The sequence below is a fragment of the Pacificibacter marinus genome (assembly GCF_900109555.1).
GTDB lineage: Bacteria > Pseudomonadota > Alphaproteobacteria > Rhodobacterales > Rhodobacteraceae > Celeribacter > Celeribacter marinus_C.
In genome coordinates this window covers 432,980-448,779 of record NZ_FNZV01000001.1, presented here as the reverse complement: position 1 = coordinate 448,779, position 15,800 = coordinate 432,980, and the positions used below count along the sequence as shown (strand labels likewise).

Below are 15,800 nucleotides of genomic sequence, written 5' to 3'. Positions count from 1 at the left end.
ATGGAACTGGTGCCTTGAGATTTTGATAGCTTGCGAAATAGCGCGAGCGTTCTCAAGTTCAACGCCCAAGTATCGCGCAGTGCGATGCATCATCATATACCCTGAACAAATAACCACCACCTGCGCAGACGGTTTCGCTCTTCGTGCCACATTCCCGCCTCTCGTCCCCACAGTGCCAAGCGCAAAGGCATATCTGAGGGGCCACCACAGTCTGTTTGCGCAACTGGTTCTCTTAATTGTTATGTTTTTGCATCTCTTGATATGTCGCAAGCAGATCATTCGGCGCGGGTGTTGCCGCGAATACTCCGCGGGCTATCGCGCGGCTAAGACAGACGGCGGCGGCCGCAGCTAAATCGCGAAATTCTGTGTGATCCGCCTCGCCAACTGTCGTTGAAACTCCGAAGACAAGATCCCCATCAAGTGGTGTATGAGATGGAACAATCGCCCGCGCCATTCCGTCATGAGCCGTGACAGCAAGTCGATGACATTGCACTTTGGTAAGCGGCGCATCTGTAGCGACAATCGCAATGGTGGTGTTGGACATCTCGGCTGAGTGCTGCTGCATGGCGCGCTCTTTGCGGCTGGGCCCAAAGGTGACATGACCGCCTTTGCTGTGCGGGCCAATACCGCCAAATTCGTTGCCAACTTCAAAATGAGCGGCCCAAAAATGTGTATCACCTGGCAACGTCACACTGCCCATGGGATTCACGACGACCAATGCACCGACCGTGGTGCCATTGGGCAAAACCAAAGAGGCAGAGCCAAGCCCACCTTTTTGCATCGCAGCCAAAGCGCCAGTGCCTGCACCGGACGTGCCTATGTCAAAATCTTCGCCAGCGTTGCTCAGAGCCTTCGCGCCTAAAGATCGATATGGATTGTCATCCCAGTCCTTAGCGCCCCCATTGATCAAATCGAAAATGATGGCACCGGGAACGATTGGGATCGACATGGCTCCGACTTGAAACCCACGCCCCATAGTGCGCAGCCCGTCCATAACGCCAGAACACGCATCCAAGCCAAAAGCCGACCCACCCGATAGAACCAGCGCGTCCACTTGTTGCACTGTTTTGTCAGGTGCCAACAGATCGGTTTCTTTGGTGCCCGGGCCGCCCCCCATCACATGCACGCTTGCGGTAAAAGGTTTGTCACCGACCAAGACCGTCGATCCGGTTTTTATGTGATCGTCTTGGGCGTTGCCAACCCGCAAACCGGGCACGTCTGTGATCAGATTGCGGGGGCCCGGCTTAGATACAGCGTCCACCGTCCACCTCCATTGCGACACCTGTGATCATGCTCGCCTCTTCTGAACACAGAAAACATGCTGCGTTCCCCATGTCTTCGGGGGTTGAAAAGCGGCCGATTGGAATGGTGGATAGGAATTTTGCACGAATTTCTGGCGTGTCTTCCCCCATAAAGGATTTGAGCAACGGTGTCTCGCCCGCCACGGGATTGATCGCATTTACACGAATGCCAAAGGGCGCAAGCTCGACCGCCATGCCTTTGGTCGCTGTGATCATCCAGCCTTTAGAGGCATTGTACCACGTCAATCGTGGACGAGGAGAAACACCACCGGTGGAAGCCACGTTGAGCACCGCGCCGCCGCCGTTCTCTTTGAAGTGCGGTACAAAGGCCAGCGCGGTCAGATAGACAGATTTCATGTTCACCCCGAACACCTTGTCAAAATCTTGCGGGCTGACGTCTTCCATCGCGGCTGGCATGTGGGTGGTGCCAGCATTGTTGATCAAGATGTCTAGTTTACCAAAGGCAGAAAGTGCCGCCACCTTCATCGCGTCGACACTGTCAGCATCGCTCACATCACAGCGTTGTGCCACACCACCGATTTCGTCAGCAACAGCTTGTGCGGCTTCAAGGTTCAGGTCCGCGACCATGACCTTTGCGCCCTCAGCTGCAAATTTTTTCGCAATGCCTGCACCAAAACCCGATGCGCCACCTGTAACGATTGCTGTTTTACCTTGAAGTCTCATGTGTTCACCCGTGCCATGCTGCGACTGTTTTCAATGCCGAAAATCCGTAGAGGGCTTCGAACCCTTTTTCCCGACCGTGTCCTGATTTATTGACGCCACCGAACGGCAGTTCAACACCGCCGCCTGCGCCATAGTTGTTGATAAACACCTGTCCTGATTTCAACGCTTTTGCGAGCCGCATTTGGCGCGCCCCGTCTTTGGTCCACACAGAAGCCACCAGACCAAAATCTGTTCCGTTGGCAATTCTAAGGGCGTCCGCTTCATCATCAAAGGGGATGATCACTTGGATTGGCCCAAAAATCTCTTCGCGCGCCAATGGATGATCTGCTGGAACATCCGCAAACAGCGTAGGGGCCACATAGTGCCCTTGGGCATCCGTGACAATCTCACCTTGGGCGACCAAGTTAAGATCAGCACCTTTTTCAATAAACCCTGTCACGATCTTCTTTTGTCGTGCTGAAATCAACGGCCCAAGTTGCAAGTTGTCCATCGCGGGGCCAACTTTTAGAGCGCGGTAAGCGGCCGACATACGGTCGACAACATCTTGATAGACGCCGCGTTGCACCAAAATGCGGCTTGAGGCCGAACAGGTTTGCCCCGCGTTTTGAATGCCTGCGTTCACAAGGAATGGTAGCGCGCGATCAATATCTGCGTCGTCGAACACCAATTGAGGCGACTTGCCACCCAGTTCCAACGTTACGGGAATCACGTTTTTCGATGCCGCCGCTTGGATCAGTTCGCCAGTGCGCACGGATCCCGTGAATGACATGTGCTGTACGCCGGGATGCGATGACAACGCAGCCCCAGCCTCGGCGCCCAGCCCCGTTACCAAATTCAATGCACCCGCAGGCAGGCCAGCCTCGGCAGCAATGGCGGCAAATGCAAGGGCCGTCAGACAAGCTTCTTCAGCTGGCTTCAACACACAAGCATTGCCCATGGTTAAGGCCGCACCAACGGAACGCCCAAGGATCTGCATCGGATAGTTCCATGGAATAATATGCCCCGTCACGCCATGCGGTTCACGCAAGGTGTAGACGGTATAGCCCTCTTGATAGGGAATTGTTTCGCCATGAACTTTGTCGGCGGCCCCGCCGTAAAACTCCATGTATCGCGCAAGCGCCACGGCATCCGCACGCGCTTGGCCCAAAGGCTTGCCAACATCACGTGCTTCAAGCTCTGCAAGGGCATCGACATGCTCCAAAACCTTGTTGCCGATCTTGGTCAAAATACGCCCGCGTTCTAGCGCGGTCATCCGCCCCCACTCACCGTCCAACGCCCCTTGAGCGGCCTTAACTGCGGCATCGATATCGTCGGCCGTGCCCCGTGCAATGGTGGTGAGATGTTGTGTGTTTGACGGGTCTGTCATCTCTAAAACATCGCTGCCACGCTGCCAAACACCACCAATAAAATGGTGCGCTTTGGGGATATTAAACGGTGAGAGGGGCATCTGTGATCTCCGGTAGTTTGGGGGCCGCGGCAATGAGAGTGCGCGTGTAGGGATGTTGTGGATTTGAAAACACGGCTTCTGTTTCGCCTTGCTCAACGATTTGGCCTGCTTGCATAACCATGACGCGATCTGTGACGGTGCGCACCACAAACAAATCATGGCTGATGAACAGATATGCGAGGGGGCGCTTGCGACACAGGTCAGCGATGAGATCCAAAATTTGTGCCCGTACAGAGACGTCAAGCGCAGACACCGCTTCGTCAAAAATGATCAATTCGGGTTCCACGATAAGCGCACGGGCTATGGCGATCCGTTGTCTCTGGCCACCCGAAAACTCATGGATGTATTTGGTCTTATCTGCTTCGCTCAGGCCGACGTCTTTTAAAGCTTTCGCAATCGCAGCATTGCGTTCGTCGCCTGTTGGCGGGCTTTTGAGCAGGTGAAATGGCTCAGTGATGATACGGTCCACACGGTGACGTGGATTGAAACTGCTGTAAGGGTCTTGAAACACCACTTGCATCCGGCGACGCACATCTAAATTGGGTTTTTTGCCGGAAAAAACAGGCAGGCCGTCCAGTTGAATGTCACCAGATTGAACGCGCTCAAGACCTAGAATAGCGCGGGTGAGCGTTGATTTTCCGCACCCACTTTCGCCAACAAGACCAACGCGTTCGCCGTGCTCGATATGAAAACTAACATCGTTCAAGGCCTTAAACGTGGGGCGCGGCCCAAGCAAAGCTTTGCGCGGCATCGCATAGCTGCGCACTATGTTTTTAGCCTCAAGCAACTTGGTTGTGTGTGCGCGCTCAGGTAACGCCACTTTGTGACTGGATGCCTCGAACAACGCTTTTGTATAGGGGTGCTGCATATCGCGCAAAAGGTCTTGGGTTGCAGCAGCCTCAACAACTTTACCTTTTTGCATAACCACGATTTCATCAGCGATGTCCGCCACGACCGCCAAATCATGCGTGATGATCAAAAGTCCCATGCCGAAGTCTTGCACGAGATCCTTTAGCAACTCTAAAATGCGCGCTTGGGTGGTGACATCCAGCGCGGTCGTTGGCTCATCTGCGATTAGTAATTTGGGCCGCACAGCAATCGCCATGGCAATCACCACGCGTTGGCGTTGACCGCCGGACAATTCATGTGGATAGCGCGATGGCGCAACCTTTAACCCGACCCGCAAAAGAATATCTGCCGCGCGTTTTCGCGCTTCGGCTTTGGTGGTGTCTTGGTGAATTAGGATCGTCTCAGCAACCTGATCGCCAATCGTTTTCACGGGGTTCAACGCAGTCATGGGTTCCTGAAACACCATGCCCATAACATTGCCCCGCATTTTACACAGGTTGCTTTCGGATGTCTGACCGATATCGACACCATCCAACATGATCTGACCTTGGGCAAAAGCACCGTCTGGCAAGAGTCCCATCACGGACAAAGCCGTCATTGATTTACCCGATCCGCTTTCACCTGTGATGGCCACGATTTGGCCGGGCTCAACTGTCACATCGATGTTATGCAGGATTTTGAAATCCCCGATGGCGAGAGAATAGTCTTTGATGCTCAACAGGCTCATGTGCGGGCCACCCTAACTTTTGGATCAAGCCAATCGCGCAATCCATCGCCCATCAAATTCAGGCCAAGCACCATCAACACAATGGCAATTCCTGGCACCAAAGCGGTGTGTGGTGCGATGCTCACAAGCGTCTGTGCGTCTGCTAACATACGCCCCCAGCTGGCGGTTGGCGGCTGGGCGCCAAGCCCGATATAGGACAACGCAGCCTCGGCCAGAATGCCGAGCGAAAATTGTATAGTACCCTGAACGATCATCAGGTTGGTGATGTTTGGCAGTATATGTTCAATGGAAATGCGTGTAGGCGATTTACCGCAAACACGCGCTGCCAAAATAAAGTCACGCTCCCATAATGGAAGAGCGGCTGCACGGGTCAGGCGGGCAAACACGGGCACGTTGAAAATACCAATGGCAACGATCGCGTTTATGGCGGAAGCGCCGAAAACGGCCGTGATCAAAATCGCAATAACAAGGGACGGAAACGCAAACACCAGATCGTTGCCACGCATAATCAGCTCATCAAACAGAGACCCGCTTTTTGCGGCTGCAACCAGCCCCAGTGGAACGCCTATTGCCATCCCGATGCCAACCGCAAGCAGTGCAACAGCAATCGAAGTCCGCGCGCCCATCATGATCATCGACAGGATGTCGCGGCCAAAATGGTCTGTCCCAAGCAGGTGCGCGATGCTAAACCCTTTGAGTTTGTTGGCGATGTCGAGGGTTTCGATGTCGTAGGGCGTCCACAGAAACGAAACCGCAGCAAGTACAACAAAAACAGTCGAAATGCTGATGCCTATGAAAAGACTTTTGTTCATGTGCGGCTCCTGAGCCGTGGATCAACGGCAGCGTAGGCAAGATCGACAGCAAAGTTTACGACGATGACGGTAAAGACCAAGAGCATCACCACACTTTCGACCACGATCAAATCACGCGCGCTGATCGATTGAAAAATGAGACGCCCAAGGCCGGGCAAAAAGAACACCTGTTCAATGATGATCCCGCCAGCCAGAAGAAATGAAAATTGTAATCCGATGATTGTGAGTACTGGGATCAACGCGTTGCGCACAGCGTGACGCCACAGCGCTTGGCGGCGTGTCAAACCTTTGGCGCGGGCCGTTCGAATGAAATCCTCGCCCAGCATATCCAGCAAAGACGACCGCATGACACGCGCAAGGATCGCAGCTTGCGGTAGGGCCAATGCGATGGCGGGCAAGGTCAACGATTTGATTGCCAAAAGAGGATTGTCCCAACCGGCAAAACCACCTGCGCTAAACCACCGCAATTTGATCGCGAAAATCAGCACAAGGATCATCGCAAACCAAAAATTGGGCAGCGCCACACCAAGCTGAGTGGCCCCAATGACAGTCACATCCCCAGCACGACCACGACGACTTGCGGCGTAAATACCCGAAGGAAAGGCAATCAACGTTGACAGGATCAAAGCATAAATCGCGAGGGGCAAAGACACCCAAATGCGATCATTTATCAGTTCGGAAACGGGGGTTTTATATGTCCAAGAGGTGCCAAATTCCCACTGCAGCATGCCCGCAACCCAATGAAAGTAACGAATATACATCGGTTGATCGAGACCCATTTCAGTGCGCAAGGCCGCCAACGTGTCTGCACGCGCGTTGATACCAAGCATGAAAGATGCAGGGTCTCCGGGGATCACCTCGATGACCAAAAAGATCACAAGGGATGCGACGATCAAACTGATAATCAGCGAACTTAGGCGCCCACACGTATAGCGGATCATCGGCGAATTTCTTGTGTATACGGCATACAAATGACCCTTTGGAGCGTTGGACAAAATTTTGGGCAATCGTGTCCCGAGGCCGGCAGGTTTCGGATGCATTTTAAAATGCGTGCCATGCCGATAATCTTAAACAAATAAGGGCTGCAACCGGTGCAGCCCTTACCTTTATTCGGCCCAGCTGACGGCTGTCAGATCAATAGCAGCTGTCGGTTGATTGGCCCAAAGTCCTTGCACGCCAGCTTTCGCGATCGTTGCGATTGCCAACTCAAACAGGTAGCCGTTGACATAATCCTCAGAGAGGATCGTTTGCGCTTTGGCAAACAAAGCACTGCGCGCGGCAGGCTCTGTCGTGGTGTTCAACTCTTCCATGAGCGCTTGGAATTCAGGATTGTCATACTGGAAGTAGTAGTCAGGGTTTGCATAAACTCCGATATCCATTGGCTCTGTGTGGCTGACAATGGACAGCCCAAAGTCCTTGGCCTTAAAGACCTCTTCGATCCACTGCGCCCATTCCAAATTGGTGATTTGGGCGTCGATACCAACGGCACGCAACTGGCTGGCAATGATTTCGCCACCCCGACGTGCGTATGAAGGCGGTGGCAGTTTCAAGGTTGTTGTGAAGCCATCCGCAAGACCCGCTTGGGCCAAAAGCGCTTTTGATTTCTCAGGGTCGTACTGAGAGTTCGCAAGTAGATCGACGTAGTCAGGATTATGTGGCGCAAAGTGCGTGCCAATCGGGGTACCCAGACCATACATCGCGCCATCTATGACGGATTGGCGGTCGATGGCATGGGCCACAGCTTCGCGCACCAGCACATTGTCAAACGGTGGCATTTTGTTGTTGGTCGATAGGATCGTTTCGCCCTCAGTGTTGCCAACAAGAACTTGGAACCGAGGGTCTGCTTCAAACTGAGGCAGGTTTTCAGGGGCTGGGAAACCGCTAAACACATCGACATCTTCGGCCATCACCGCAGCAAATGCCGCCGTGGGATCTGAGATAAAGCGGAACGTTGCTTTTTCTAAGGCAGCTTTCGTGCCCCAATAGCTGTCGTTGCGGGTCAATTCCAATCGGTCGCCTTGGACCCAATCGGTAAAGACAAACGCGCCAGTGCCAACGGGATTGGATGCGATGGTTTCAATACTTTCAGGCGCGACAATAACCGCATCGCCCCAAGCCATATTGAACAAGAAGCTGCCGTTGGGGCCATCCAAAGTCACTTTTACAGTCAACGGATCAACCACAGTGACATCAGTGATGCCAGCAAACAGACCTTTTTGCGCATTGGTGCTGTCTTCCGCGCGGGCGCGATCAAGACTGAATTTTACGTCTTCAGCGTCCATGGATGTGCCGTCATGGAACACCACACCATCATGGAGGTGAAAGGTATAAACCGTTCCGTCCTCAGAAATATCCCAGCTTTCCGCCAATCCTGGCACGACAGAACCATCGCCTTGGAACCGCGTAAGACCTTCAAAAACGTTCGAATAAAGGACAGAGTCAATTGCTTGGGACGCGCCACCTGTTGGGTCAAGGTTTGGCGGCTCCAACTGAAGACCCACGGTGATGTCAGTTTGTGCGGACGCCATGCCTGCAACGAGTGCGCAAACGCTTGCGGCGAATAGTGTCATTTTCATTGGCTTTTCCCCTTATTCTTTTGTTGGTAGCAGTAGCTCTGCAAGGCTACGTGCCATAACTTGCACGCTGACCATCATATCTTCGACCCCGATGTATTCATCAGGCTTATGCGCAAGTTCCAAGATTCCGGGTCCATACGCAACGCAGTTTTCTAATTTGCCAATGCGGTTGATGTGCTTTTGGTCATAAGTTCCGGGAGAGGCGACAAATTCTGCCTCTTTGCCCATCACCTTTGCAATTTGTTTCGCCAGTGAGGCTGCAACGGGGGCGTTCTTATCCGTCATAGAGGGCAAAACACGGTTCAGTTCGCGCAATTCATAAGAAAACTTAGGGCGTTCCGCTTTTAGGCTATCAAGCAAACCTGTGACCTCGCCACGGACATCATCAATGTTTTCTTCGACAAGAAAGCGTCGATCAATAACCACACGGCAGCTGTCAGGCACGCAGTGCGCAGGCAGTCCCGTGAAATCGTCATCTTGTTCGGGTTGGCCGCCGTGGATCGAATTGATGTTCATGGTGGATTGGCGCGCGCCTTCTGGCACGACCGGCATTTCAGTGTGTCGCAGCGCCATGGCTGGGTATAAATCCGTCTCGAATTTATCGATCACGGCGCCCATGTGCCGCACTGCGCAATCGCCTAAAAAGGGCATCGATCCGTGGGCAATCTCGCCAAAGGTTTCAATCTCGGCCCACCAGCCGCCCCTATGGCCCAGACACACACGATCCTTGTTCAAAGGTTCGGGAATGATGACATGTTGCACACGTTTGGGGCTAAAAAAGCCTTTCTCAGCCAAATAGGCAACACCGCCATAACCACCGGATTCTTCGTCTCCTGTGCCTGAAATTTCGATTGCACCGTGAAATTCTGGATGCATATCGATAAAGGCTTCGGCAGCGATGATCGACGCCGCCAAACCACCCTTCATATCACAGGCACCGCGACCATAAATCTTGCCATCAATCAAAGCACCGCCAAAGGGATCTTGGGTCCACCCATGACCCACCTCGACCACATCGATATGGCTGTTGAAATGCACACAATCGCCAGCGCTTTTGCCTTCACGTCGTGCGATGATGTTCCAACGCGGATATTTTTCGCTGTCGCCAGGCGTACCGTGAGCACGGATCAATTGGGTTGTGAAGCCATGTTTGGACAGGCGTTGATCCAAATACTCACAAATATCCCGATAGCAGTCCCCCGGAGGATTCAACGTGGGAATGCGGATCAAATCCTGCGTCAAGGCGATCAGATCGTCTCGGCGGTTTTGAATTTCGTGCATGAGCGGCGACAAAGGGTCTGGGGTATTTTGATCATTCATGAGGTGAGTATTGTCGGAAAAAAATACGGTATCAATACCGTATAATTACGGTACTGTGACGATATGATTGATTTTACAACTTTGGCGTTTGACCACGCCCCCATCGGAATCGTGCTGTCTGAGGACAGGGTGATCAAGCGGTGCAACGCAACTTTCGCGACGATGCTTGGGTATCGGGCAGAGGATATCCAAGGGCAGTCTTTTCGAATGTTTTACGGATCAGACGAAGAGTATCAACGCATTCGCGAAGTCGGCATTGCAGCACTTAAGCGCAACCAAGATTACAGTGACGAACGCCTTTTACGTCATTGTAATGGTGACAATATTTGGTGCCGTTTTAGGGCCCATTCCCTGACCCCAGATGCGCCGCTTGCACGGATCATCTTAAGCTATGCGTTGATTTCCGACAGTGCCCAACCAATCACCTTGAGCAAACGCGAACGCCAAGTTTTAGGATTGATGAACCAAGGAATGACCAGCAAAGAAATCGCACGAGACCTGACCCTATCGCCCCGCACCATCGAAGATGTGCGCGCCCGTTTGATCAAGCGTTTCGGTGTAAGACGATCCGCGGATTTGCTGGGCCGAATGACAGAGCTTGGATAATTGACTTTTGAATGGACCACATTTGCGATCAAGATTTTAGATGGAATTCAGGCGACACCAGCAGGCAGATCAAAACGGCATCCCATTATCCCATCGTGCGACTGTGTGTTCACGGTAGCTAAGGCAGCCTTTCGCTTTTAAGCTATTCGTGACCTTTCCAATTCCCAGAGCCGACGAGAGATAAAAACCTTTGAACAAGTCTCAGATCATGCTTGTCTTTGGGCACGACAACGCAACTTCTGTACGTTTCCGGCATTTCATGTATCGGCAGGCTGCACAGGGCATCGGTTTCTACTGTGCTGTTTTCTAAGAAAATTCCGACACCTGCGCCTTGTAGAATGGCCTCTTTCATCACCGGAAATGTTGTGGTTTTGATTTTGCGCTGCACATTCAAATCATGCTTTGTCAAAGCCTTGCTGACGACCCGCTGGGTCAGCGATCCTTGTTCTGGCAATAATAGCGTTTGGCCTGCTAAATCGCCCAAGCTAATGATTTTTCTTTTGGCGAATGGGTGTTTTGCTGGTGCATACAACACATAACGTTCCCGCCCGATGTCATAAATTTTCCAATCTGGAGAGTGGGTTGGTTCAAAAATAAGAGCGATGTCCACCTGATGTGTGCGCAACATCTCAATTGCAGTGGTCCAATCATACAAGGTAAAATCAATCTGGATGTTGGGCCATTTCCTGTTGAAACGTGCAATCAGGCTGAGGGCAGGGGCGGGCGCATTTGCGATGATCGTTAAGTGCCCGTTGTCCAGTTCCGCGTATCCGGCCAAGCGTTCTGCAATGACCCTTTCAAGGGAGACATGCCGTTCGGCGAGTTCAAAAATCTCTTGTCCTGTGCGCGTGAGTGTCTGACCATCTCTGCTACGGGCGATCAATTTTGCCCCGACCAAAGCTTCGAGTTTTTGCAAGTGTTGGGTCACGGCAGACTGCGACACGCCCAGTTTTTGCGCAGCAGCCGTCACGCTGCCTTCGCGCACCACATGAGAAAAGGCCGTCAATTGATATGGGGTCGATCTGCGCATTTTATCTCTCCAATGTCAGGAAGACTTTAGCTTTTATAAGTGACGCTAATATGTCGTCACAGAATCGATAACTGCACTGTTTAACTTCCCCTCAAGTCGATTGCGCTAGGGGGCACATATGTCATCAATTTCTTTGCGAACGATCACCAAATCCTTTGGTGATGCCATGGTCTTGGACGGTGTGGATCTGGACATCAAAGACGGAAAGTTTGTGACTCTCGTAGGCCCGTCAGGGTGTGGAAAATCTACCTTGCTGCGCATACTCGCAGGGCTTGAAGCGACCGACGCAGGAACGGTAACGATTGGGAAACGCGATGTGACCCAGACCCGACCTTCCTTGCGAAATCTGGCGATGGTGTTTCAATCCTATGCGCTTTATCCGCATTTGAGCGTGGCTCAAAATATGTTGACGCCGTTGTTGATGCGCGATTTGACCAAGACCCAGCGACTTCCAGTAATCGGACCATTGATCTCGCGGGCAAAACGCAAGGCGTTGACAGCTCAAGTAGACGCTGTCGCGCAGACGTTAAAAATCACAGAGCTTTTAACCCGCAAGCCGGGGCAATTGTCAGGCGGGCAGCGCCAAAGGGTCGCGTTAGGGCGCGCTATGGTGCGCAACCCTGTGGCCTTTTTGATGGACGAACCATTGTCAAATTTGGATGCCGCTTTGCGTGTTCACATGCGCAGTGAACTGACAGAGCTGCATCGCAGGCTCAAAACTACATTTGTTTACGTGACCCATGACCAAGCCGAAGCCTTAACCATGTCGGACCGTATGGCTGTGATGATGGGTGGTAAAATCTTGCAATTCGGACGCCCGGACGACATCTACCGCGACCCTAATTCTTTGGCCGTGGCGCGCTTTGTTGGTTCGCCTGCGATCAATACTTTATCGAGTGAAATTGATGAGCAAGGGACGCTGACCGTTTTGGGGGAATCTATGGGGCGATTTTCTGGTCTGTCGCAACAATCCGTGGTGGTTGGCATACGCCCCGAACATCTGACGCTGTCGAAAACTGGACGTTTTGGAGGCATGGTCAAGCATCGCGAGAACCTTGGGTCTGATGTGTTTTTGCACCTTGTCGTGGATGGACACGCAGACGTGGTCGTTGTGCGGGCCACCCCTGCACATGCCCCCGCATTGGCCGCACAGGTGCGATTTACGATGTCGTCAGACCACCTGTTGATTTTCGGAGCAGATGGGCAGCGCTTGCGGGCCGAACATACGACATCCAAGGTGGCTGTCTGATGGGGAACCAACGCGCATATCTTTGGTGCATCGGGCCTGCGTTGATCTTGATGTTTCTGATTTTGCTTTTGCCGATTTTCATCGCGGCGGGGATGAGCTTCACCAATTATTCACTGGGCAACACGAGCGCAGATTTTGTCGGGCTTGAAAATTACGAACAGATTTTTACCCGCAGCACCTATGCCAAGATGTTTGGCGCGACCTTTCGCTATGTCTTTTTGGTTGTGCCGATGACGGTGGGCTTGGGACTTGGGGCAGCTTTGTTGATCAATTCTTTGACCCGCTTTGGCGAGGTTTACAAAACGATTTACTTTCTTCCCGTCATGTCCGCTTTGATTGCGATGGCGATCGTTTGGGAATTCGCATTCCATCCCACCATCGGGATTATCAACGCCACGTTAGAGCGTGGTTGTGGCACCTTTTTGGAAGGCTGGACATGGTACGCCAAAGGGTGCGCACGCACATTTCCACTTTGGCTCACGGATCGCGATTACGCGATTTGGACCGTGAGTTTTATTGGCATATGGCAGGGGTTTGGCTTCAATATGGTGCTGTATTTGGCTGGTTTGACAGGGATACCACGCGATTTATATCACGCGGCTGAAATGGACGGGACGCAGTCTGCTTGGGATCGTTTCTGTTTGGTTACATGGCCGATGTTAGGGCCCACAACAGTCTTTGTTGTTACCATCAGTTTCATCCGATCGTTTCAGGTTTTTGACACGGTCGAGGCCTTTTACCCCCAAGGCGGCGGCCCATCCAAATCCGTTTATGTCATGATGTTTGCGATTTACGAAAAAGCAATCCAACAAAATCTCATGGGGATCGGGGCTGCCATTACCATGGTGTTCCTTGGTTTTGTGATGATCTTGACCCTGATCCAACGCTGGTTGGTCGAACGGAGAACCCACTATGCTTAATGGCTTTTCAACCCGAGAGACCGTGAAACACGCGGTGCTTATTTTAGGGGCTATCATCGTGTTGCTGCCGTTCTATGTGATGCTGACTTATAGCTTCAAAAGCCCGCATGAGATTATGACAAACACTGGCGGCATCTTTGGTGCACAAGAGTTGTTTCGCGATGATTACTGCATCAAACGCGGTAATCCGGTTGATGCATGTATGGTCACGCCCTTTATCTATAACTACGTCACCGCCTTTTCCAAAGCGCCGTTGCTGCGCTATTTGATGAATGGGTTGATCGTGACGGGGTCCATCTTTGTCATCCAAGTCGTCGTCGCTTTACCTTGTGCTTATGCTTTGGCCAAACTGCGTTTTTGGGGGCGTGAAGCTGTCTTTGGCTTGGTGCTGTTTTGCTTGCTCATCCCTGTGCACGCTATCGCTTTGCCGTTGTATATCATGCTTGCCAAGTTGGGATTAACCAATTCCTACGCGGCTTTGGTGATCCCATGGACCATCAGCGTCTTCGGAATCTTTTTGATGCGCCAGTTTTTCATGACGGTGCCCGATGATTTGATCGATGCCGCGCGGATGGATGGCATGTCTGAGTACAGCATCATCTGGAATGTCATGCTGCCCACTGCAATCCCAGCATTGATGGCCTTCGCGATCTTTAGCGTTGTCGCCCATTGGAACGATTATTTTTGGCCGCGCATTGTCATCACCGGCAACCGTGACCTGTTTACGCCACCGCTGGGGTTGCGCGAATTCAAAGGCGACGCGGATGGCGACAACTTTGGCCCGATGATGGCTTCGGCGGTCGTCATCGTCATGCCTTTGATCGTGGCATTTATGCTGGCGCAACGCCGCTTCATTGAAGGGATCACACTGTCTGGAATGAAGTAGGACGCCCCAAAGGGACGCCCCATCACCCGTATCCCGAAAGGGACATAACTGGGCTTGGCCAATCGCCAAATCAACCCGAGCCCAAAGGCAACTGGAGAGAGACTAATGAAAAATCTGACAACTGCAATGGCACTGATGCTCAGCGCGTCTGCCGCAATGGCCGATGACAAGGTCACAATCGAATTCGCTTACCCCTACAGCCATCTTTTTGATGTCACCTATGAAAACATTATGCCGCTGTTTCATGAGGCGCACCCGAACATCGACGTAAAGTTCCGCGCGACTTATGAAAACTACGAGGACGCGAACAACACGATTTTGCGCGAAGCTGTGGCCGGTGAATTGCCTGACGTGACGATGCAGGGCCTGAACCGCCAAGCGATCCTCGTTGACAAAGGCATCGCCAAACCGCTCGAATCTTTTATCGCCAAAGAGGCAGATTTTGCCAAAGATGGTTACCACCAAGCCATGCTTGATTTGGGCACTTTCAACGATGAGGTCTACGGTCTGCCATTTTCGATTTCGCTTCCAGTGGGGTATTACAACATGGAAGTGATGGCCACGGCTGGCATTACGGACGTCTCTGATCTGCCCAAAACATGGGACGAAGTTATCGCGACCTGTCGTAAATTGACAGATGCGGGCGTCGACAACCCAATGTTTTGGGGCTGGAACATCACGGGCAACTGGTTCTTGCAAGCTTTGATGTGGTCCCAAGACACGCCAACAGTGATCGGCAATGACTTTAATCTCGACAGCGCTGAGGGTCTAAAATCCCTTGAGCAAATGAAGGCCCTGTTCGATGGATGCGATATGCAAAACATTGAATGGAAAGCCGCTTTGTCGTCTTTTTCTGCTGGCGAAATCGGCATGATGTTCTGGTCGACGTCTGCTGTCGGTGCGGTTGAACGCTCCATGGGCGATTTCACTTTGATCACCAATGAATTTCCCGGCATGGCTGCGGGTGGTCCTTTGGGATTGCCGGCTGGCGGGAACGCCGCGATGCTCACATCCACATCTCAAGATCCGGCTGTGTTGGACGCAGCTTGGCAGTGGTTGAAATTCATTACATCTGGTGAAGGGGCCGCTGCAGTTGCACGCACAACAGGCTACATGCCACCGAACCAAGCCGCGAACGAAATCATCCTCAAGGATTTCTATGCTGAGAACCCAGCCAAAGCGACGGCAGTACGTCAACTTCCATTGCTGCGCGATTGGCAAGCCTACCCGGGCGATAACGGCTTGGCTGCAACGCAGGTGATCTACGATGGTCTTGAGGGCATCGTGACAGGTGAATACGACGATATGGCAGAGCTGCAAGAGCAACTGAGTGAAGAAGTTCAAGACCTTCTCGACTAAACAGACTGGCGGCCATCGTAAATCATCGGTGGCC

General features: G+C 52.4%; 14 protein-coding genes. 5 read left to right on the top strand and 9 right to left on the bottom strand.

Annotation, left to right across the window (positions count from 1 at the left end):
- Window positions 1-232: 232 nt before the first annotated feature.
- From BM025_RS02035 to BM025_RS02000, 8 genes are all read right to left on the bottom strand, one after another.
- Window positions 233-1,261 (bottom strand): P1 family peptidase, encoded by a 1,029-nt coding sequence (locus BM025_RS02035; RefSeq protein WP_085847150.1) that lies wholly within the window; start codon window positions 1,259-1,261, stop codon window positions 233-235.
- On the bottom strand, window positions 1,245-1,985 hold the full coding sequence (locus BM025_RS02030) for an SDR family oxidoreductase (protein ID WP_085847151.1): 741 nt from the start codon (window positions 1,983-1,985) through the stop codon (window positions 1,245-1,247). The genes BM025_RS02035 and BM025_RS02030 overlap by 17 nt, the downstream gene beginning before the upstream one ends.
- 4 nt (window positions 1,986-1,989) lie before the next feature.
- Window positions 1,990-3,432, bottom strand: a complete 1,443-nt coding sequence (locus tag BM025_RS02025) for an aldehyde dehydrogenase family protein (protein WP_085847152.1) — start codon at window positions 3,430-3,432, stop codon at window positions 1,990-1,992.
- Window positions 3,413-5,008, bottom strand: a complete 1,596-nt coding sequence (locus tag BM025_RS02020) for an ABC transporter ATP-binding protein (RefSeq protein WP_085847153.1) — start codon at window positions 5,006-5,008, stop codon at window positions 3,413-3,415. Before BM025_RS02020 ends, BM025_RS02025 begins: the two co-directional genes overlap by 20 nt.
- Window positions 5,005-5,820 carry an ABC transporter permease gene (locus tag BM025_RS02015; RefSeq protein ID WP_085847154.1) on the bottom strand — a complete coding sequence of 272 codons (816 nt, stop codon included), beginning with the start codon at window positions 5,818-5,820 and terminating at the stop codon, window positions 5,005-5,007. The genes BM025_RS02020 and BM025_RS02015 overlap by 4 nt, the downstream gene beginning before the upstream one ends.
- Window positions 5,817-6,761 carry an ABC transporter permease gene (locus BM025_RS02010; RefSeq protein WP_085847550.1) on the bottom strand — a complete coding sequence of 315 codons (945 nt, stop codon included), beginning with the start codon at window positions 6,759-6,761 and terminating at the stop codon, window positions 5,817-5,819. Before BM025_RS02010 ends, BM025_RS02015 begins: the two co-directional genes overlap by 4 nt.
- A 165-nt stretch (window positions 6,762-6,926) precedes the next feature.
- Window positions 6,927-8,396, bottom strand: coding sequence for an ABC transporter substrate-binding protein (locus BM025_RS02005; RefSeq protein ID WP_370738049.1), 1,470 nt, complete (start codon window positions 8,394-8,396; stop codon window positions 6,927-6,929).
- A 12-nt stretch (window positions 8,397-8,408) separates the two neighbouring features.
- Window positions 8,409-9,716 (bottom strand): acetylornithine deacetylase/succinyl-diaminopimelate desuccinylase family protein, encoded by a 1,308-nt coding sequence (locus BM025_RS02000; RefSeq protein ID WP_170842090.1) that lies wholly within the window; start codon window positions 9,714-9,716, stop codon window positions 8,409-8,411.
- A gap of 63 nt (window positions 9,717-9,779) precedes the next feature.
- Here BM025_RS02000 and BM025_RS01995 point away from each other — a divergent pair, with 63 nt between their 5' ends.
- Complete coding sequence (locus BM025_RS01995; RefSeq protein WP_085847155.1) at window positions 9,780-10,322, top strand: LuxR family transcriptional regulator; 543 nt, start codon at window positions 9,780-9,782, stop codon at window positions 10,320-10,322.
- 142 nt (window positions 10,323-10,464) lie between these two features.
- Here BM025_RS01995 and BM025_RS01990 read toward each other — a convergent pair whose 3' ends face one another.
- Window positions 10,465-11,352, bottom strand: coding sequence for a LysR family transcriptional regulator (locus BM025_RS01990; RefSeq protein WP_085847156.1), 888 nt, complete (start codon window positions 11,350-11,352; stop codon window positions 10,465-10,467).
- Between the two features lie 118 nt (window positions 11,353-11,470).
- Between BM025_RS01990 and BM025_RS01985 the strand changes: the two genes are divergently transcribed.
- The 4 genes from BM025_RS01985 (at window position 11,471) to BM025_RS01970 (ending at window position 15,766) form a co-directional block, all read left to right on the top strand.
- Window positions 11,471-12,601: an ABC transporter ATP-binding protein gene (locus tag BM025_RS01985; protein ID WP_085847157.1), complete on the top strand. Its 1,131-nt coding sequence runs from the start codon at window positions 11,471-11,473 to the stop codon at window positions 12,599-12,601.
- Window positions 12,601-13,521 (top strand): carbohydrate ABC transporter permease, encoded by a 921-nt coding sequence (locus BM025_RS01980; RefSeq protein ID WP_085847158.1) that lies wholly within the window; start codon window positions 12,601-12,603, stop codon window positions 13,519-13,521. Before BM025_RS01985 ends, BM025_RS01980 begins: the two co-directional genes overlap by 1 nt.
- Window positions 13,514-14,407: a carbohydrate ABC transporter permease gene (locus tag BM025_RS01975; protein WP_085847159.1), complete on the top strand. Its 894-nt coding sequence runs from the start codon at window positions 13,514-13,516 to the stop codon at window positions 14,405-14,407. The genes BM025_RS01980 and BM025_RS01975 overlap by 8 nt, the downstream gene beginning before the upstream one ends.
- 105 nt (window positions 14,408-14,512) lie before the next feature.
- Window positions 14,513-15,766, top strand: coding sequence for an extracellular solute-binding protein (locus BM025_RS01970; protein ID WP_085847160.1), 1,254 nt, complete (start codon window positions 14,513-14,515; stop codon window positions 15,764-15,766).
- Window positions 15,767-15,800 lie beyond the last annotated feature (34 nt).